This is a genomic window from Endozoicomonas sp. ISHI1, from assembly GCF_024606225.1.
GTDB lineage: Bacteria > Pseudomonadota > Gammaproteobacteria > Pseudomonadales > Endozoicomonadaceae > Endozoicomonas_A.
The window spans coordinates 40,199-60,160 of the sequence record NZ_JAGRPU010000019.1; the positions used below are offsets into that span (position 1 = coordinate 40,199).

Genomic DNA, 19,962 nt, shown 5'->3' on the forward strand with positions numbered 1-19,962 from the left:
GTTCAGAGCAAAGATAGATCAAGAAAACAGCATGAAACGGCGGTTGTCAGATCAGGGACTGAGGTCATCGTTCAGATCCACAACAGGAGACTTGCGTTTTAGATGCATTCTTTTGTGATTCAAAAGGGCTTTAGTATTCTTGCAGGCTTTCCCGCATGGCTGCGGCTGGCCATCCTTGCGAACCACGGTCACGTCACAGTTTTTTTGTTTGCTGTGGTATCCGGTTTTGTGATTCGACAGGGCGTGAGCATTCTTACAGACCGTCCCGCACGGCCGCGACTGACCATCCTCCCCAATCACGTTCACGTCACAGGTTCGTTCCCCGGTGTGGTTTCTTCTTTTGTGATACGAAAGGGCTTTAGCATTCTTGCAGACTTCTTCGCATGGCTTCGGCTGGCCATCCTCCCCAACCACGGTCACGTCACAGATTTGTTGCCCGGTGTGGTCTCTGATTTTATGATTCGACAGGGTTTGAAGATTCTTGCAGATCTTTCCGCATGGCCGCGACTGACCATCCTCCCCGGTCATGGTCATGTCACAGGTTTGTTGCACGCTGTGGTACCCACTTTTGTGAGCCGACAAGCTGTTGGCAGTCTTGAAGACCCTTCCGCAGGGCCGTTGCAGACCATCTTTACCGGTCACGGACACATTACAGGTTTGCCGCCTGCCGTGGTCTCTTTTTCTGTGATTCAACAGGGTTTGAAAATTCTTGCAGACCCTTCCGCATGGCCGAGACTGATCATCCTCACCGATTACGGCTACATTACAGGCTTTTTGCCCGGTGTGCTGTCCGCTTTTGTGAATGTACAGAGCTGCGGCATTTCTGCAGACCTTTCCGCATGGCCGCGGCTGGCCATCCTCCACGATTACTGTCAAGTCACAGGTCTTTTTCCCGGTGTGTTGTCCGCTTCTGTGAACGTACAAAGCTACGGCATTTCTGCAGGTCTTCCCGCAGGGCCGTTGCAGACCATCGCTGCCGATCACGGGCACATCACAGGTTTGTTGACTCGTGTGGTCTCTGCTTTTGTGGTACGACAGGGCGTTAGCATTCTTGCAGAGCGTCCCGCACGGCTGCAGTTGACCATCCTCTGCGACCACAGTCAGGTCACAGGTTTTTTGCCCGGTGTGGTAGTTGCTTTTGTGAACCGAAAATGATTTCGCAGTCTTGAAGACCTTCCCGCATTGCAGCAGTCGGCCATCCTCCCCGAATATGATCAAGTTGCAAATGGCTTTCCTGGCGGGGACTTTTTTATCGATTGTCCCTGCAACCACTGAGTCTATGCCGATCCCGTCTGAGGCAACCCCGTTAACAGGGTTGCAAATAGAGCAGTATCTATCGGCCAAATGAGGGCATGAGCTTTGCCCGGGTGATGCTAATGTGTGATCTGTCGAACTTTCTTCACAATCCGGCGCTCTGCTTTCGGATAAATCGGAAGACTGCCGGAATTGACAAGTGCCATGACAGGGATGGACGAAACAATTTAAACCTAAAGTATGTGGATGTTGTTCAGGGCCTCCGCCATCCCCACCAGAGTCAGAATACAGTCGGCTAGTGAAAAAGCCTATAGGTTGGGGGAGGGCCTCCCGGGCTTCCTGCCCGGATGATTCTGATGGCAGGCTGGGTTGTTGGTTGTTTCCAGAACCAGGCATCATAGTAGTGATCGCAAACGGGTGATCCTGACTCGCCCCCCGTAGTTCCATCCAGTTAAACGACGGTGAATGGGGGTTCCAATAGTTTTTTAAAAGCGAACCGACAGCGGCAAACACTTCTAAAGATGCCCATGAATAAGGGTTAGAGCATAGATGAGTGTCTTTGGTGTCGACAATAAAACGTTCTGTCAACGGTTCGGCCTGACAGGCGACAGACAACGTCAGTAACAGCAAACGTAGTGCCGCAAAGAGTGAGTGTTTAATAATTCTATCCCTGCATTCTGGCTTTTACAGAGCAAGGATAGATCAAGAAAACCTTATGAAACGGCGGTTGTCAGATCAAGGACTGAGGTAATCGTTCTGGTCCACAACAGGAGACTTGCGTTTTCGATGCATTCTTTTGTGATATGACAGGACTCGAGCATTCTTGCAGACTTTTCCGCATGGCCGCGGCTGGCCATCCTTCCGAACGACAGTCACGTCACAGGTTGATTGTTTGGAGTGGCCTCTTCTTTTGTGATCCTTAAGGGCTTGAGTATTCTTCCAGACCTTTCCGCATGGCTTCGGCTGGCCATCTTCACCGACCACGGTCAAGTCACAGGCTCGTTGCCCGCTATGGAAACCAGCCTTGTGAGCCGTCAGGCTGTTAGCATTCTTGAAGACCTTACCGCATGGTCGCGGCTGTCCATCTTCCCCGATCACGGTCACATTACAGGTTTGTTGCCCGTTGTGGTATCCGCTTCTGTGAACCGACAGGCTGTTAGCATTCTTGAAGACCCTTCTGCACGGCCGCGGCTGGCCATCCTCTCCGATTATGGTCACTTCACAGGTTTGTTGCCCGGTGTGGTATCCACTTTTGTGAGCCGATAGTCTGTTGACATTACTAAAGATCCTTCCGCAGGGCCGCGGCTGGCCATCCTCACTGGTCACGGTTAAGTCACAGGTTTGTTGCCCCGTGTGGTATCCACTTTTGTGGGCCGACAAGCTTTTGGCACTTTTAAAGACCCTTCCACATAGCCGCGGCTGGTCATCCTCCATGATTACAGTCACGTTACAGGTTTTTTGCCCGGTGTGCTGTCGGCTTTTGTGAGCGGACAGAGCTGCGGTATTTCTGCAGATCGTCCCACAGGGCCCTTGCAGACCATTCCTCCCGATCACGGGCACATCACAGGTTTGTTGCCTCGTGTGATCTCTGCTTTTGTGATACGACAGAGTGTTAGCATTTTTGCAGACAGTCCCACACGGCTGCAGTTGACCATCCTCACAAACCACAGTCAGGTCACAGGTTTTTTGCCCGGAGTGGTAGTTGCTTTTGTGATGCGACAGTGATCTTGCATTCTTGAAGACCTTCCCGCATTGCAGGGGCTGGTCACCCTCCCCGGATATTATCAAGGTGCAAATAGCTTTCCCGGCAGGGATGTCTTTATCAATTGTCCCTGAAACCATTGAGTTTATGCCGACCCCGTCTGAGGTAACCCCGTTAACAGGGTTGCAAATAGAGCAGTGTCTATTGGCCAAATGAGGGCATGAGCTTTGTTCGGCCTTTGCTATTGTGTGGCTTGTGACACTTTCTTCACAATCCGGCGCTCTGCTATCGGATAAATCGGAAGACTGCCGGAATTGACAAGCCCCATGACAGGGATGAACGAAACAATTTAAACCTAACGTATGTGGTGGTTGTTCCGGGACTCCATTATCCCCGCCAGAACCAGAATATAGAAGGCTAGTGAAATAGCCTATGGGTTGAGGGAGGGCTTTCGGGGCTTCCTGCCCGGATGATTCTGATGGCGGGTTGGGTTGTTGGTTGTGTCCAGAGCCAGGCATCATAGTGGTGATCGTAAACGTGTGATCCTGACTCGCCCCCCGCTCCACAGAGTTAAACGACGGTGAATCGGGGTTCCAATAGCTCTTTAAAAGCGAACCGACAGCAGCAACCACTTTTACAGATATCCCTGAATAAGGGTTGAAGCATAGTGAAGCGTCTTTGGTGTCGACAATAAAACGTTCTGTCAACGGTTCGGCCTGACAAACGACAGACAACGTCAGTAACAGCAACCGTAGTGCCGAAAAGAGTGAGTATTTAATAATTCTATCCCTGTATTCTGGCTTTTACAGAGCAAGGATAGACCAAGAAAACCTCATGAAAGGGCGGTTGTCAGATCAAGGACTGGGGTCATCGTTCTGAGTGACAACAGGAGACTTCCGTTTTCGATGCATTCTTTTGTGATATGACAGGGCTTCACCATTTTTGCAGACCTTTCCGCATGATTGCGGCTGGCCATCCTTCCGAATCACAGTCACGTCACAGATTGTTTGTTTGGAGTGGCCTCTTCTTTTGTGATCTTTAAAGGCTTGAGTATTCTTCAAGACCTTTCCGCATGGCTTCGGCTGGCCATCTTCACCGACCACGGTCAAGTCACAGGTTCGTTGCCCGCTATGGTATCCTCTTCTGTGAGCCGAAAGGCTGTCGGCATTCTTGAAGATCTTTCTGCATGGTCGCGGCTGGCCATCCTCACCGATCACGTTTATGTAACAGGTTTGTTGGCTGTTATCAGTGTGTTTTCTTTTTTTGTGATTCCACAGGGCTTGAGCATTCTTGCAGATGTTTCCGCATGTCTGCGGCTGACCATCCTCGCCGAACACAGTCAGGTGACAGGTTTTTTGCCCGGAGTGGTAATAGCTTTTGTGATGCGACAGTGTTTTTGCATTCTTGAAGACCTTCCCGCATTGCAGGGACTGGTCACCCTCCCCGGATATTATCAAGGTGCAAATAGCTTTCCCGGCAGGGATGTCTTTATCAATTGTCCCTGCAACCATTGAGTTTATGCCGACCCCGTCTGAGGTAACCCCGTTAACAGGGTTGCAAATAGAGCAGTGTCTATTGGCCAAATGAGGGCATGAGCTTTGTTCGGCCTTTGCTATTGTGTGGCTTGTGACACTTTCTTCACAATCCAGCGCTCTGCTATCGGATAAATCGGAAGACTGCCGGAATTGACAAGCCCCATGACAGGGATGAACGAAACAATTTAAACCTAATGTATGTGGTTGTTGTTTTGGGACTCCACCATCCCCGCCAGAATCAGAATATAGAAGGCTGGTGAAATAGCCTATGGGTTGAGGGAGGGCTTTCGGGGCTTCCTGCCCGGATGATTCTGATGGCGGGTTGGGTTGTTGGTTGTGTCCAGAGCCGGGCATCATAGCGGTTATCACAAACGGGTGATCCTGACTCGCCTCCCGGAGTTCCATAGAGTTAAACGACGGTGAATCGATGTCCCAATAGCTTTTTAAAAGCGAACCGAAAGCGGCAACCACTTTTACAGATATCCCTGAATAAGGGTTGTAGTATAGTGGAGTGTCTTTGGTGTTAAGAACCAGTTCATAAGCAATCAGCAGATTCGTGGCGTAAAGCCATTGCCATGAAATCGACTCGATGATGATCGTTTTCATCACGTCACTGTCAGGTTCGGGTGATTTGCTGTCAATTGGCAAGTCAGGTTCTGAATAGCCGTTTGTGTTGGGAATGTGTGAAGATTTGTCTGGTAATGTTTGTCGGTCAAGCCATACAGAAAAGCTCTGGCCTGGAAAAACTGAACTCTGTTCAAGCTCGACAAGAAAACGTGCTGTAAAGGGTTCAGCCTGGCAAACAACAGACAACAATATGAGCAACCGCGGTGCCGCAAAGAGTGAGAGTTTAATAATTCTATCCTTGCATTCTGGTATACAGAGAGGAAGGATAGGCCACCTTATAACAAAGGATGTGAAAAGCGACGGGAATCCATACAATCCGGCGGCTGTGCCCGACCGCAGTGTATCCTCTCACTAATAGCTGGATAGACCTTATTCGATAAACTTCCGGGGTACACTCCCCCGCAGGCACTGACACACCCGGCTGCATTGCGTATAATCCGCCACAAAGCTTACTGATCATGAAAATTCAGCCTCTGGCTGGGATTTCATAGTTCGGGGCAGGCATTCTGGTCAATCACCGCGCCTCAACAATGACAGCGCCATAATGACTGTTTAGGGCAACATTTTTTGCTCCATGGCCTTACCCTGTGCACATAGCTTATTTTTAATAGCAGAAAGCACTCTCTGGTTAACACAAAAGGCTTAAGGTCCTGATAGATGGCTAAAGTAACCCTGAAAACCCTGGCCGAAATGAAACAATCCGGCGAGAAATTTACCAGCCTGACTGCCTATGACGCGACATTCGCCCATCTGGTCAGCACTCAAGGGGTTGAAGTCATTCTGGTAGGAGACTCCCTTGGAAACGTCATACAGGGTAATAGCAGTACGGTTCCCGTTACCGTCGACGACATGTGCTATCACACCCGCTGTGTAGTTCGGGCAGCCCACGATTCCATGATCATGGCAGACCTTCCTTTTGCTTCCTACGCTACCGAAGAGCAGGCAGTGATCAGTGCTGCCAAAATCATGCAGGCCGGTGCCGAAGTGGTGAAACTGGAAGGTGAAGGCTGGTTGCCTCCCATCGTGACCCGTCTCCGGCAACAAGGTATACCTGTCTGCGTTCATATGGGGCTGACCCCACAATTTGTTAATGTCTTTGGCGGCTACAAAGTACAGGGTCGGGAACAGGAAAGAGCCAACAGCATGATTCAGGCAGCCATCGAGCTTCAGGCTGCCGGTGCTGCCATGTTACTACTGGAGTGTGTGCCCAATGATCTGGCACGGGAAATCACTAACGCTGTGGAAATCCCGGTCATTGGCATTGGTGCCGGAGACGGAACCGATGGCCAGATTCTGGTTATACATGACATGCTCCACCTCACTCCGGGTCGCAAGCCCAAGTTTGTCAAAAACTACATGCGGGACAGCACCTCTCCACAGGAAGCTGTGGCCCGGTATGTTGCGGAGGTGAAAGACGGTACTTTCCCGGGGTCGGAACACAGTTTCAACTGAGTTTCTCTATTCAGTCAGGTTCCTGAATGATCTGGCTGAGTGGTATGATCAACACTATCCTGAAACCGCCAAAAGCCAAAAATACTGGTTTTTTTAAGTCACTGACCGTCTGGTTACTCACAATGAAAACACTTCATACCATCGCTGAAATCCAGACTGAGATAGCAGCCTGCAGAGCTGAAGCGAAAACCGTCGGTTTCGTGCCAACCATGGGTAATCTGCATGGCGGTCATCTGACTTTGGTCGAAAAAGCCCAGGAACTCTGCGATGTGGTCGTTGTCAGCATTTATGTTAACCCACTGCAGTTTGGCCCAAATGAAGACTATGACTCTTATCCTCGTACTATGGAGCAGGATCAGCAGCTGCTGATCGAGCAGGGAGTAGACCTGCTCTACACCGCCCAGACGACAGAAATTTATCCTGAAGGCAGCGAACACCACACCCACGTCACTGTCGAAGAGCTTGATGGCATGCACTGTGGTAAGAGCCGTCCGGGCTTTTTCACTGGCATAGCGACTGTGGTCAGCAAACTGTTTAATATTGTTCGCCCCGATGTGGCTGTATTCGGGGAAAAAGACTTTCAGCAGCTGGCAATTATTCGCAAAATGGTCAAAGACTTGTGCATACCTGTTGAGATTGTTGGTGCACCTATTGCCCGCGAAGATACCGGACTGGCTATGAGTTCCCGTAACGGTTATCTGACGCAGAAAGAACGTGAAGAGATAGCTCCTACACTTTATCGCTGCCTGCAATCTGCCCGTGAGGCTATTCAGGCAGGTGAGCGTGATTATGATCTGCTGCGCCGTGACGCTTTTGCAACAATGGCCCAGGCTGGATTCAAGCCGGACTTTTTCAACATCAGCAGTACTGCCACTCTTCTGCCAGCGGGCCCTGAAGATCAGCAGCTAGTCATTCTTGCAGCCGGTTACCTGGGCAAAGCCCGACTGATTGATAACATTACTATCAATTTGTAATGACCCGAATACTGCCGACTGTTGTGCACAACCCCGGCAGTATTTACTCACCCTCCAGAGGTTGAATTGCATCATGACCCCTCTTAAACATCTTTCCTCATCTTCATCACTGGAAACCCTGAAACAAAAAATGGCAGGGACTCACCTGCGAGAACTGTTTTCGGCTGACAAGGATCGATTTGAACGCTACAGCCTGGAAGCAGCTGGCCTGTTTCTGGATTACTCCAAGAACCTGATTGACGATGACGTAATGTCTTCCCTGATGAAGATGGCTGAAGAGGCCAGACTGCCAGAAGCGATTCAGGCCATGTTTCGGGGTGAGAAAATCAATAACACCGAGAAGCGTGCCGTTCTGCACACAGCCCTGCGTAGCTTTGGCACAAACCCGGTTCTGGTAGACGGCGAAGATGTAATGCCCAAAATTCGTGATAGCCACGAGCGCATGAAAGGCATTACTGACTCAGTCCATTCCGGCGAGTGGCAAGGTTTTACCGGCAAATCCATCAAACACATTGTTAACATTGGTATTGGCGGCTCCTATCTGGGTTTGAAGACAGCCATCAATGCCCTGACGCCCTTCCACGTTGATGGGCTCGAACATCACTATGTAGCTAATATTGATCCGAACGAAATTTCCGAGGTTTTCTGCAAAATTGATCCGGAAACGACCCTGTTTATCGTGGCTTCAAAATCCTTTGGCACACTGGAAACTTTGCAGAATGCTCAGGCTGCCCGTGCCTGGATGTTGGCAAAAGGTTGTGCTGAGTCCGACATTCGCAAACACTTTGTGGCTATTTCTACCAACCTCAAAGCCATTGACGAGTTTGGTATCGCCCAGGAAAACACCTTGCCACTGTGGGACTGGGTCGGTGGCCGTTACTCTCTGTGGTCCACCATTGGACTCATGATCAGTCTGGTAGTGGGCTTTGAGAACTTCCGGAAACTGCTGAAAGGCGCCTGGGAGATGGATAAGCACTTTGCCCAAGCGCCTCTGGAAAAAAACATGCCGGTTATCCTGGGTATGCTGGGTGTCTGGTATCAGAACTACTTTGGCTCAGAGTCCCAGGCCGTCATTTCCTATGATTTCTTCCTGCGTGACCTCCCGGGCCATTTGCAGCAAATGGATATGGAAAGTAACGGCAAGCAGACCCGAAAGGACGGCAGCAAGGTCGATTACCAGACAGGTGCCGTTATCTGGGGTGGCACAGGCACCAACGACCAGCACGCCTATCACCAGCTGCTTCATCAGGGTACACGACTGATTCCTGTCGACTTCATTGCCCCGGCTAACAGCCATAATCCACTGGGAGAACAGCATCCTTGGCTATTCGCCAACGCTCTGGCCCAAAGTCAGGCCATGATGCAGGGTAAGCATCTGGATGAAGTCCGTGACGAGTTAACAAAGGCGGGCATGAGCAGTGCCGATGTTGATGTTCTGGCACCTCACAAGGTGATTCCCGGCAACCGTCCCAACAATATGATTGTGCCTGAGAAAATCACTCCGGAAGTCGTGGGTGCCCTGGTGGCACTCTATGAACAGAAAGTCTTTGTTCAGGGAACCCTCTGGCAGATCAACTCTTTTGATCAATGGGGCGTAGAACTGGGTAAGATTCTGGGCAACCGGGTTTATGACCGCCTGAAAGAGAGCGGTATGACTTCCGATCAGGACAGCTCCACCAATGGACTGGTTAATCGTTTTAAGCGTTTTAATGCCTGATTAACACTGATTGATATCCTCCCTGTCCTTAAGAGGCTGTCGCAAAAGGTTGGTTACTCTCCCGTCATTCCCGCCTTCGCGGGAATGACGACCTCAGAAGCGTGGGAACGAATTGTTGGAGTTTTGCGACACCCTCTCAAAGTACGGGGTTTTACGCTTATTCGATAACAGGAACCAGACTCTATTACCGGGAACAAAGAGTTATCGTAACTAACTAATCGGTTAGTGACATTTTAACGACAAATACTTAACTTAAGAAAAAACCAAAATTACAACTATTTGCAAAGCATGGAAGCGGTGAGTTGATTCTAATCTAATCAATCAATTTCAAACTAATGGAGAAAATACTATGGAACCTGTTAGACATTCAATCAACTCGATGAATTTTACATCGCAGCCATTAAATCTGTCGGGTACATCCTATGGGGTTACTTCACAGGCTTCTGATATTGTTAAAAAACTGATGGATAAAGTATCATTCGGAATCCTTGGCACTCAGGGCGTAAAGGACGACAAAAGCAAGGTAGTGTCTGCTACCAGCCTGGCTCCGGTTCTGGGTATGCTTCTGGCGTGTATGGATGATAAAGAGAGGAAAGCATTGGTTCTGGGAATCCCTGCAGATTCCTTGACGGATGAGCTGGAGATTGAAATCCATAAAAAACTCGGTGAATTCAGCGTAAAACACGCTTATGGTGAGCATCCGGATGAAGAACAGGCAATCTCTTGCGCTAACTTATTAGCTTTTGCCAATACCCTCAATAATGAGCAGCTTAATGAAATACTGTCTGAATGTTATCAAACCGAAAAGCTGGATTGTCAAGGCCATTGGCTGGCCGATGTCACAGATGCTTACGTCAATGAGAAAACCCGGGGAAAAATTAAATCGTTGTTTGGTGGTCTTTCTCAAGGAGAACGAGACAGAATTACAGCGGTTATAGCGAATGTGATGGAGTTCCGGGGTATCTGGGAGCACGAAATGCCTAAACACAGAACGGTCCCCGGCAGATTTCTTTGCGCAAATGGAAGCATTATTAAAAACGTCATTATGATGTGTTCAACTGAAATACTTCAATTTGTTCATAACAAAGATTTTGGTGCCATTGGCAAAAAATTCCGGTCTGCGAATGGTGAAGATCTTAAATTAGTCGCAATAACACCAGCTGATTCAGAAAATCCGACGGCGATCGACAAACTTGATTATGAAACAATTGACCATCTGATTGAAAGATTAAACTATCGTGAAGTGAAGCTGGATCTAAAGCTGCCCAAAATAAAAATGACGGATAGTTGTGATACCCACTTACTCGACAAAATTTCTCAGACATTTGGAACCGACATAATAAAGGCTGAAGATTTATCAAGATTAGGCAAACCGGGAGGTCAGCAGCTGGAAATACTTCAGAAGGTCTCTTTATCTGTTGATGAAGAAGGCGCTCATGGTACAGTTGCCACTGCCGCAACAAGAAGGCTAAGGGGCATGTCCAAAGGGTGTTACTTTCACTTTGACTGCCCTGGCTACATTGCTATTGTGGACAGACAAGGTAATCGCTTGCTTGAGATGATGATAAAGGATGGCAGCTTTTTTGAGTTTCAAGGTGAACCTTAAAGACAAAAACAGAAGGCCATTGAATGTCTTGCCATCCGGCAGGAGCTTGCTCTGGCGAGCAAGTCAACACTCCTCCCCGCACTGGATGTACAGGGTATCCAGTTGAGGAAAAAAATGAAATTCGAGAACGGATTTCAATTAAAACGAATTAAGGAGTTCTTTATGTATGGATATACCAAAGACTGGCATTGGTCACGTTGGAACGACTTACACCCTTACACAAGATAATAGTGATGGGGATTCTTCGGGCTCCGGTGTTGAGGCCGTTTATCCTCAGCCAAAATTGACAGCACAACAATATAACCAGGCATCTGCTACTTTCATCGCAGATCGCATTGTTAATACGTCTTCTGAGACAGATGACGCTAATCACAGGGGTTGTGAGAATAGTTCCAAAGTACAGAAAAGGCCACTAACTGATGACTCAGACATAGAATCTCAACGTTGCAAGGTGATTAAAAGTGCTGACACGATTATCTCTAAAGAACTCGCTCATAATCGCCATAAATATGCACGGCTTGCAAGGCAGTGGCTGAGTTATGACCCCATCTACCTCGACACTGAAACCACTGGCCTGAATAAGAACGCCGAAGTTGTAGAGATCAGCATAATTGACAGTTCCGGAAAGATACTACTGGACACCCTGGTAAAACCTGCAAAACCAATCCCCCGGGAAGCCATTGATATTCATGGCATCACTAATGAAATGGTAGAGAATGCCCCTGCATGGGCCGAAATCCATGACGACTTCCTTAAAGTTATAAAAGACAGAACACTGTTAATGTATAACGCTGACTACGACAAGAGAGTTATCCTGCAAAGCTCTGGCCTTGATCGTTTCGACTCTCAGTGCTCAAGGATAGGGTGCGTTATGAAACTTTTCGCTGCCTACTACGGCCAATGGAATCACTACCAGGAAGATTGGCAGTATCAGAAACTAACTGCAGCAGCAGACTATATGGGAGTGAAAGTTGAGGGGCAGGCTCATAGGACCCTGGCAGACTGCCGTATGACACTAGGCATATTGAAAACCATGGCCGCAACCACTGAACCTGTTGACATCCCCCCGCGCTAAAGAGGGTGTCGCAAAACCTCGCAAAATCCGGTCATCTGAGATAAAGCATTTTTACCGGCCACCTCATGACAACAAGACGGCAAATTTCGCTCCAACAGCCCCTCCATGGTCTGAGTCGCTCGCAGTCCACACCAGCCTTTGAAAGGATAAGCAGACAGCTCAATAGAGATCGTGCATGGGGGGGCTCGGGCCTGGCGCCTGATTCCCAGTCATTCAAACGTAACATTTGTCGTGTAGTCTTTCCTGACACTCAAGGGAGAACTATGCACAGGAATACCCTTTTTCGTGCGACTCAATGGAGCTTCTTCGTTGCCTCATTGTTATCAGGCACATTACTTCTGCTACCCTTTTCTGTTTTGCAGACAGACCGAATCAATCTCAACCAGCTGAGCTGTCAGGTTGATGTATCTAAAGGTGACAAGACATTTCGCATTTATACCCCTTCAGATTGGCAAGCAGAAGCTATGGCGGCTTTATTCTGTGAATCGGTGTTAACGGGAAGCGACTACGCTCGGGTTGAATTATCTTGGAAGCCCAGGGAGCATCTTACGCCTGATGATCTCTTATCCCAACATTTTGATCTCCTATTCAGCCGACCTCGAGTACTCAATGGTCTGGCTCCGGACACGCAGTCTCTCTATCAAGAGACCTTAGTGCTGCCAGCCTACACCATCTATCTGTACGGCCACATACCCATTTATCAACTATCTTCAGCAACACTATATAAACGCAATATTGGATTACTGGACGATAAGCGAAGCCAGTCAGGTTTTCTCGTACCTGAAATCGAGCTCAAAAAACGCGGCGTTGTCCTTAATGATAGTGAAACAAAGTGGTTCAATCATCGAGCCGATCTGGTTGAAGCATTTGTCAAAAACCAAGTCGATTTTATTCCCGCTATCGGTATTGAGCCTGAACTGACCGACTGGCCACCTGAGCAGCGTTTTGAACTGAAAACCATTCCTTCTGCGGGAAGCTGGTACCTGTCCAGAGCATTGAGTCAAGCACTTAGATGTGAAGCCAGTCAATCTTTACTCGAGAGGCACCAACAGTCTCCTGTCATGGGTAATCTGCTAATCAAAACTACTATGGCAACGGATGCCTGCTCATAGCAGCACACTATTTACGACTATGAACACCTATCACGCCACGCCAAATCAATACCGCTCATGTGCACTGTCACTGGTCATCACCTGCCTGATATTCACATTGCTATGCCATGCTAACGAGCTAGCACTTAATTATGTCATACAGTCTGCTCTTGAAGAGTATTTACCCGACGCACTCAACGCCGCCCTGGTAAATAGTTACGATAAGGAGGAACTTTTAAAACGCAGTGCAATGACATTGAAAGCATGGATAGAGAGCGCAAATATAATATCGCTGGCCAATATCTCGATGTTCAGTGATATTGAGGTTTTAGAGATATCTCTAACTCCAAAATCCTCACCACAAGACTCAGATTTATCATTCTATTTAAATAAGCAGGCCTTTAGTCTGGATTGGCAGATTTCTGTCGTTCATTCTGAGATAGCCCTGTTGCTGATGGCAACGCTTAGTGCTCTTGCAGGGCTCGTTTTCTATCTCCAATTGCACCGAACAGGCAGACCGGCCCAGATAAAATCGGCAACCAATGCAGTACCAGAGAATAAACCTATTAGCTCAGAGCACGAAATAACAGCAGATAGTAGTGAGGTGAGTGGCGTGCTTACGAAAAACACTGAGCCGGCATCACCTCATGTTTCTTCTGTGACTAAAGCCGCGCTCAACCTTTCCAAACACACTGTCAGTATTGGTGACAATACTCTCGAAATGTCTAAGACCCCATTTTTCTATTACTACTGGTACGCCAAGCGTAGCCTGGATGGCCTGCCTGCTTATATCAATCCTTGCAGTACCAGACCCGATACAGATAAAGGACACGAGTTAGCACAGATCATGCGTTCTTACAGGGGGCATGCGCGAGCAATCAATGAACTAGAGCAACACGGTCTGAAAGCCAGAACGCTTGATCAAAACCGGAACAAAATTAAAGAAGAAATGAGGGCGCACTTTGGCGACTTGGCCCAAGCGTACTTGTTCGTAAAAAGCAGAGACCAAAAAACCGGGCGCTATCAACACGCACTCATGGATGATAATTTTTTAATAAAAACAATCAGTTAAATTTAAAGATATCTCTAAAAGCTTAGAAAGCTTGTTTTAACATAACCGTCATCAATCCCTTCTAGCTTGGTTATCAACTTTCAAGCACACAAAGGGATAAACTATGAACACCAGATTTGCTGCGTTGGCATTGGCCATCGGTTTAGGGGTTAGTGCCCAAGCAAACGCAATGAATATTCTTTTGACCAACGATGACAGCTGGTCGACAACCAATATTCAGACGCTACATGCTGCTCTCAAGGCGGCAGGTCATGACGTCATCATGTCGGCACCATGCACGGGGCAAAGTGGTAAAGGTGGTGCTGTCCACTTTATGAAGTCGGTCTCGGTTGATCGCACGCAAATCGATAAAGACCAGGTCTGTGTCGGTGACACAGACACTAGCGTTGCATTTGAAGACTATGTCGAAGGTACGCCGGCCATGGCTGCGCTTTACGGTATTGATGTGTATGCTAACGAACGCTGGGGTAAACAGCCTGACCTCGTTATTTCCGGCCCCAATGAAGGCAACAATGTTGGCTTTTCAACCAACATGTCCGGCACCCTGGGGGCAACAAACGCAGCTATCGCACGTGGTATTCCTGCCATCGCCGTCAGCGCTTATGACGGTGAGGCAGACAAAGCGCCTCATGTTGCTAACATTGTCATAGAACTGCTTGATAAGCTGGTTCCCCAGACAAAAGATGGGGCACCAATACTGCCAAAATTCACGGGCCTCAATGTCAACATTCCTGAAGATCCTGCCAATCACCGCGGTTTCAAACACACCCAAGTAGGCTGGAATGCGGGCCACGACAACATGATCGTCAAGTTCACTGACGACTTGTCATCAAGTGACATGCTCATGGGTTATGTGGCAATCGAATTGATAGAAAATGATCCAAGCCTCACCATGGATGAAGCCATGTCCATCGCCAAAGAAATGTATAAGGACAAAGCAGGTATCAGCATGGATTCTGACGCTGAGTACGCTGATCAGTCTGAAAACAGTGAGGGCATTGCTGTCGGCCAGGGTTATGTCACCATCAGCGCTATTCAAGCCAATGTCCAAGGTTCTGTTGCCAAGTCTGAGTGGGTTCGCTACATGCTCAACGAATTGTTTTAAGGAGGCAGCATGAAAAAGCTTTTACTGCTAAGTGCTGCCGCCACCGTTCTGGCAGGCTGTAACGATGGCACGGACGACAACTCGACTATGAGTCAGAGCGACTTTGTGTCCGAATATCAAGGTCAATATGTGGGCAGCCAGCTGGTCGACCAGGAGCCGGTACATCTCGGGCTCACTGTAAACGAAGGTGCATTCTATCTCACTGTAACTGAAGCTGATGAGTCGTCTACCGTTTACACAGGTGACTATAACGAACAAACGAGTAGCCTGAGCTTCAATCAAGGTAATATTCAGTGTCAGCTCGGTGATGTATACCGTTGCGAGTTTGATGGAGACTCGTTTGAACTCAGAATGCACAGCCCGGATGACTGGATCGCAATTGAAAATGTGAGCGGCACATACAGTAATTCTGCTGGTGCCACCTTGACCATTGTTCAATCTGGAGAGCAGGTCTATTTTGAGCTGCCAGACTGCATGCAGTATGGACAAAAAATGGGACCCAATGAAATCAAATTCGACGCTGGCTTCTGCTTTAATCAAGACGAAATAGCGATGATCGAGCCAGAAACTCTTGAGGCGACTGGTGACACACTTAAGGTGACATCGACCAGTCCTTTGCTTGCGGGTTACTGGTTTAAAGGTTAGACGACATTTACCCGTCAACCACTTCAAAAAAAGCCGCCCATACAACCCTGTTTGGGCGGCTTTAATTTTCGATGGCTTTTTGACCCAACAAGGCAACGCTTTACTGCTGCGGCGGCAATAAAATCGCCTGCATCTTCAAAAGCCTGTCTTCAAGCGCTTGCTGATCCGGATCCGCTTCAGACAGTTTCTCTCTGAATACACCTACCAAATCAAGAAATGCCGTCCTGAGTACTTCATTCTGCTGGCTCAGGTCCTGATTCTCCTGCATGACAGCTGGCATGTCTCTTTCCAGGCGAAACTCCAGATCCTCCAACTTGCTCCTCAAGTGCCTCGCTTCTGTTCCAAGCTCAGCATTTCGACGCCCGGCTTTTTCAGCAAATTCACGGGCTTCGTCCAGCTCAGCCTGTGTATCAAGCTCAATCTGTGCCTTTGCTTTGGTCAGTTTCCTGACCTCTTCACGCCACTTTTTCTCCTCTTCTTCCCGGTCACTTGCCATATGTGCAAATTGCTCATTTTCGGCCTTAAGCTCTGTCAGTTGCTTCCTGATTTCTCCCACTTCCAAGGCGGCCTGACGGGCTCGCATTTTATGCTCTTTCTCATGATCTTGAGCCATTCTGAGTGCTTCCCTGAGCTCTGAGATTTGCTGTTCCAACTCATTCTTTTTCCTCATAAGATCCTGATATTCAAAGCGAGAGACACCTCGAGGACCATGAGCCTGAAGATCGGTCAAACTTGTTTCATCGATCGTAGAAACAAGCTGAGTTAAAGAATTGGGTTGATGTGTGGCGGTACTGAGACTGACATAGGCTCCTTCATCGTCAAACTCAACGCCTGACTCCCGGAAATCAAAACCAGGGCCAAGCCTTGGAGCCTGCCCGCTGTTTTCGGACAAAGCTTTCAACCTGTCAATTTCAGCCATGGCCTCAGCGTGTTGTTGCTGCAACAGCTCCAGTTGGCTTTTGGCAGCATTGTAGTCTAATTGAAACACTAATTTAGCCGCCTCTTCTTCATGAAACTTTTGCCGGGACTCGTCCAAATCCTGCCTGAGCTGTTCAAGCTGAGTTCTGCGTTCTCTCTCCCCCCGGGAAAGCTGAGCCTTTTGATCAGAGATCTCCTTGTGCTTAAGCTTCAGCTCCTGCTCAATGGTATCGGCTTTTGAGGCTTTCTCCCTCAGCATGGCTACCTCACTTCTCAGCTCAAGCCGTTCTTTCTCAATTTGCATTTTGGCCTTTTTCTTCTCATCCGTAAGTTGGCGGACCTCTTCAGAGAGCGTGTCTACCTGTTGTCCCAGACGAACAGACTCACTCTCAAACTTTTTATAGCCTGACTTGGCTTGAGCCGCTTCACTGATCGCTCTCTGTTCCGCTTCGGACACGTTGCTCAGTTTTGCTTTCACGGCAATAAGCTGCTGTGTCAGTTCACTCACTCTATCCTCAGACTGGCTATAGTCCTTCCTGAATCTTGCTTCGGATGACTGCAGCGCATCTTCAGCTTTCTTTTTGTGAAGCTTCAGTTCAGTGACCTGAGCGGTCAGCGACTCTATGTGCTGCCTCTGTGAACTCTGGTCTGACTGAGGCTGACTGGAAGCCAGTTTCATTTTTGTTTCTGCTGCCAACAGCTTCTTTGCCATAACCTCTAAGCTCTTGACCTGTTCGGCGAGTTCCTTGTCCGCTTTATGCTTATCTTCCATGTGTCTGCGCAATCCAGCTTGCAGCGTTTCAACCTGCCCTTCCAGAGTTGCCTTGGCGGTATTCCACTGCCTGGATTCAGTCACCCAGGCTCTCACTTCACCCTCTTTCTTCTGCAGCGCTTCCCTTGCGCTTTGCTCTGCCATAGCCGTCTTTTTCAACAGCGACCGGGTCTGTCGCAGATCAGTCTGAACCTGGTTGAGCTTCTCTTTGCTGGCTTTCAGTTCAGTTCCCGTGACTCTCAGTTGTTCAAGTTCTGTCTTCTGCTGATTCAACCAAACTTCCAGCGCTGAAATACGACCGTTAGAACCTTTTAGCCGGGTTTGGGTATCCTTTAACTGTTTTTCCAATTGAGTTTTTTGAGATTCAAGCTCGGTTAAACGCTCTTCACCCAGTCTGAGTGCCTGCTCCAGTCTTTGGCTTTTTTCAAAATACCCGGACGCTTTTTCACTCTTCTTTTTCATAGCAAGATCGAGAGACTTAAACTGGGTCGACAGCTCGCGGTAATGAGCTGTTTCTTTCTCGTACTCCGCCTTCTTCTCTTCCAGCTCCTTATAAAGCTGGATATTGGCATGACTGGCCTGGATTCTTTCATCAGAGACTTGACTGGCGAATTGGGCTCTAAGACGACGCACCTCAGTGTCAGAAGAAAGTTTGTCGGCCTGCAACTTGCCACTGCGCTTTCGCTCTCCATCCAGTTGGGATTGCAGCTGTTCAATCTGAGTTTTCAGGAGGTTCAAACCTTTTTCGGCGTTCTTTGTCTCATCCATGACTTTCGTCATTTCTGCACAGTGGTTTTTTAACTGCCCTTCAACAATCAATGCCCTTGCACTGGCCTGATCTCGCTCATCCCTGATTTTATTCAAATCTTCCGTCTGTTTTTTTGTCAGCGTTTCTAACTGATCGTTTTTATGCTGCAACGCTGTCAGAGTCTCCAGAACGTCTGGTGCTGATCTGAAGCTGGCTTCTGGACTTTGCAACTCTGTCTGCAATCGAATGTTTTCAGGCCCCGGTCCGGAAACTGGCCCCTCCGTCTTTTGCTGATCCCGTAACTGGGCAGTGAGCTGGTTTAGTTTGAAATTCAGTTGGTCAGCACGTTCGGCGTCTCTAGCTTTTTGATCATTGAGTTTATCAATGGCTTTCTGAAAGATACTTATATGACGGTGGGCTTTGGATAAATCTGCCTTTAAAGTACTGACTAATTTATCAACACCTCTCATTCTGTCCTGCTCAGTCAGCGCCTGAATCATTTGCTTTTCATTGTGTTCAGTCTGTCGTGTAAGCTCCTGAACTTTTCTATCCAGTTCATGAGCTTCCTCACCTTTAGCTTGAATCATTAAAGTCTTCTGACGCAACTCATTCTCAAGTGAGCGAACCTGGTCACTCAAAACCTTAAAGACAGCCCTTGGTAAGTTTGGATCGCAAGCTTGTGAGCGCCGCTGACTTCTTCGCTGGATTTCAGCAAGGAAGGATTCATTTAACGTTCCGAATTCATCCAGAAGCTCATTAGCCATTACCTGTATCGCTTCCTGATCCTTAAGCTGACTTCTTAACGCCTGGTCATAGAAGGGAATATCCTTTCCTAATGAAACCTCAGTCTGCCTGACAGTCTCCAAAACTTCACAGAGCTGGGCATGCAGCTCGCAGATGCGCTGGTAATCCTTCTGAATACGCTCATCCATTTTCTCCAGTTCAGCCTGAACGTTAGCATCAATGGCCCCGGCAGGCGTGTTCCAAAAACTACCCAACCAGGATGAAGACGCCGCTACTGTCCGTGACTCCAGAGATTTACTGCCATTCAGAAAACGACTTCGCACAGGCTGCTCTGGCAACTCTGATACAATTATTTCTCTCAGCAATAGGCTAAACGTGCCTTTAAGAACACGACACCGTTTCAATGCATATTCCGCAGTACTGCCGGAATCGTTGCCGAGCCTCCCGCTGGTTGCCTGAACAAAAGAACCTGGCAAAACCGGCGGTCTTCCTAAACTTTGGGGATCATTCATGGTACTACTCCTTTAGAGGGTTTAGAGAATTCATAAATGATTTGACTCTGGCTATTAAGACTTGTTCCCCGGTAAGATCCTGAATAACTTTCTTGTTAGCTATCCTGACTAAATTTCTTCAGCCGTAGAGGAAATCCGCTACTCTCGCCGTAACATGATCGACAAACCCATTTCCTTCACCGACATTCATGGTCATCTGGACAGTAACATCCGTCCTCAGACCGTCCTGCTGCTGAGAGACAGATAAAGAAACCAACTTTCAGTTTGCTGATCCTTTTTCATAATCACAGTCCTGCTTTCTTGTTAGTTGCGCTTACATCAATGTCTTGAACTTTTATCCTGGAAGCAACTCAGAGTTACTCAAGTACATCAATGTTTTAAGCAACATACTTGTAATCAAGGATAAAACTAAC

13 protein-coding genes are annotated in these 19,962 nt (G+C 48.2%); 9 read left to right on the forward strand and 4 right to left on the reverse strand.

The window, feature by feature from the left end:
* Positions 1-51 precede the first annotated feature (51 nt).
* From KBW69_RS13345 to KBW69_RS13355, 3 genes are all read right to left on the reverse strand, one after another.
* Positions 52-1,884 carry a hypothetical protein gene (locus KBW69_RS13345; protein WP_257255254.1) on the reverse strand — a complete coding sequence of 611 codons (1,833 nt, stop codon included), beginning with the start codon at positions 1,882-1,884 and terminating at the stop codon, positions 52-54.
* A 105-nt stretch (positions 1,885-1,989) separates the two neighbouring features.
* Complete coding sequence (locus KBW69_RS13350) at positions 1,990-3,705, reverse strand: hypothetical protein (protein ID WP_257281177.1); 1,716 nt, start codon at positions 3,703-3,705, stop codon at positions 1,990-1,992.
* 105 nt (positions 3,706-3,810) lie between these two features.
* On the reverse strand, positions 3,811-5,307 hold the full coding sequence (locus tag KBW69_RS13355) for a hypothetical protein (protein ID WP_257281178.1): 1,497 nt from the start codon (positions 5,305-5,307) through the stop codon (positions 3,811-3,813).
* 468 nt (positions 5,308-5,775) lie between these two features.
* On the opposite strand from KBW69_RS13355, the gene panB reads away from it, so the two are divergent.
* From panB to KBW69_RS13400, 9 genes are all read left to right on the forward strand, one after another.
* Positions 5,776-6,570 (forward strand): 3-methyl-2-oxobutanoate hydroxymethyltransferase, encoded by a 795-nt coding sequence (gene panB / locus KBW69_RS13360; RefSeq protein WP_257254429.1) that lies wholly within the window; start codon positions 5,776-5,778, stop codon positions 6,568-6,570.
* Positions 6,571-6,692: 122 nt separating this feature from the next.
* Positions 6,693-7,544, forward strand: coding sequence for a pantoate--beta-alanine ligase (panC, locus tag KBW69_RS13365; RefSeq protein WP_257254437.1), 852 nt, complete (start codon positions 6,693-6,695; stop codon positions 7,542-7,544).
* Positions 7,545-7,617: 73 nt separating this feature from the next.
* Entirely contained in the window at positions 7,618-9,261 is a 1,644-nt protein-coding gene (gene pgi / locus KBW69_RS13370) for a glucose-6-phosphate isomerase (RefSeq protein WP_257281179.1), read from the forward strand.
* Between the two features lie 463 nt (positions 9,262-9,724).
* The gene (locus tag KBW69_RS13375; protein WP_257275788.1) at positions 9,725-10,867 is read left to right on the forward strand and encodes a serpin family protein; all 1,143 of its coding nucleotides are present in this window, start codon (positions 9,725-9,727) and stop codon (positions 10,865-10,867) included.
* 166 nt (positions 10,868-11,033) lie between these two features.
* Positions 11,034-11,942, forward strand: a complete 909-nt coding sequence (locus tag KBW69_RS13380) for a 3'-5' exonuclease (RefSeq protein ID WP_257281180.1) — start codon at positions 11,034-11,036, stop codon at positions 11,940-11,942.
* A gap of 263 nt (positions 11,943-12,205) precedes the next feature.
* Entirely contained in the window at positions 12,206-13,054 is an 849-nt protein-coding gene (locus KBW69_RS13385) for a phosphate/phosphite/phosphonate ABC transporter substrate-binding protein (RefSeq protein WP_257254432.1), read from the forward strand.
* A complete protein-coding gene (locus tag KBW69_RS13390) occupies positions 13,041-14,105 on the forward strand; it encodes a hypothetical protein (protein WP_257275784.1) in 1,065 nt (354 codons plus the stop codon). Before KBW69_RS13385 ends, KBW69_RS13390 begins: the two co-directional genes overlap by 14 nt.
* A 103-nt stretch (positions 14,106-14,208) precedes the next feature.
* Positions 14,209-15,210, forward strand: a complete 1,002-nt coding sequence (locus tag KBW69_RS13395) for a 5'/3'-nucleotidase SurE (RefSeq protein ID WP_257254434.1) — start codon at positions 14,209-14,211, stop codon at positions 15,208-15,210.
* 9 nt (positions 15,211-15,219) lie between these two features.
* Complete coding sequence (locus KBW69_RS13400; protein ID WP_257254435.1) at positions 15,220-15,855, forward strand: hypothetical protein; 636 nt, start codon at positions 15,220-15,222, stop codon at positions 15,853-15,855.
* 100 nt (positions 15,856-15,955) lie between these two features.
* Here the strand turns inward: KBW69_RS13400 and KBW69_RS13405 are convergent, their stop codons facing one another.
* Positions 15,956-19,549, reverse strand: a complete 3,594-nt coding sequence (locus KBW69_RS13405) for a hypothetical protein (RefSeq protein ID WP_257281181.1) — start codon at positions 19,547-19,549, stop codon at positions 15,956-15,958.
* Positions 19,550-19,962 lie beyond the last annotated feature (413 nt).

Coding starts and splice junctions, on each gene's coding strand:
- panB (WP_257254429.1), top strand. CDS start 5,776: ATGGCTAAAGTAACCCTGAAAACCCTGGCCGAAATGAAACAATCCGGC.
- panC (WP_257254437.1), top strand. CDS start 6,693: ATGAAAACACTTCATACCATCGCTGAAATCCAGACTGAGATAGCAGCC.
- pgi (WP_257281179.1), top strand. CDS start 7,618: ATGACCCCTCTTAAACATCTTTCCTCATCTTCATCACTGGAAACCCTG.
- KBW69_RS13375 (WP_257275788.1), top strand. CDS start 9,725: ATGGATAAAGTATCATTCGGAATCCTTGGCACTCAGGGCGTAAAGGAC.
- KBW69_RS13380 (WP_257281180.1), top strand. CDS start 11,034: ATGGATATACCAAAGACTGGCATTGGTCACGTTGGAACGACTTACACC.
- KBW69_RS13385 (WP_257254432.1), top strand. CDS start 12,206: ATGCACAGGAATACCCTTTTTCGTGCGACTCAATGGAGCTTCTTCGTT.
- KBW69_RS13390 (WP_257275784.1), top strand. CDS start 13,041: ATGCCTGCTCATAGCAGCACACTATTTACGACTATGAACACCTATCAC.
- KBW69_RS13395 (WP_257254434.1), top strand. CDS start 14,209: ATGAACACCAGATTTGCTGCGTTGGCATTGGCCATCGGTTTAGGGGTT.
- KBW69_RS13400 (WP_257254435.1), top strand. CDS start 15,220: ATGAAAAAGCTTTTACTGCTAAGTGCTGCCGCCACCGTTCTGGCAGGC.
- KBW69_RS13405 (WP_257281181.1), bottom strand. CDS start 19,549: ATGAATGATCCCCAAAGTTTAGGAAGACCGCCGGTTTTGCCAGGTTCT.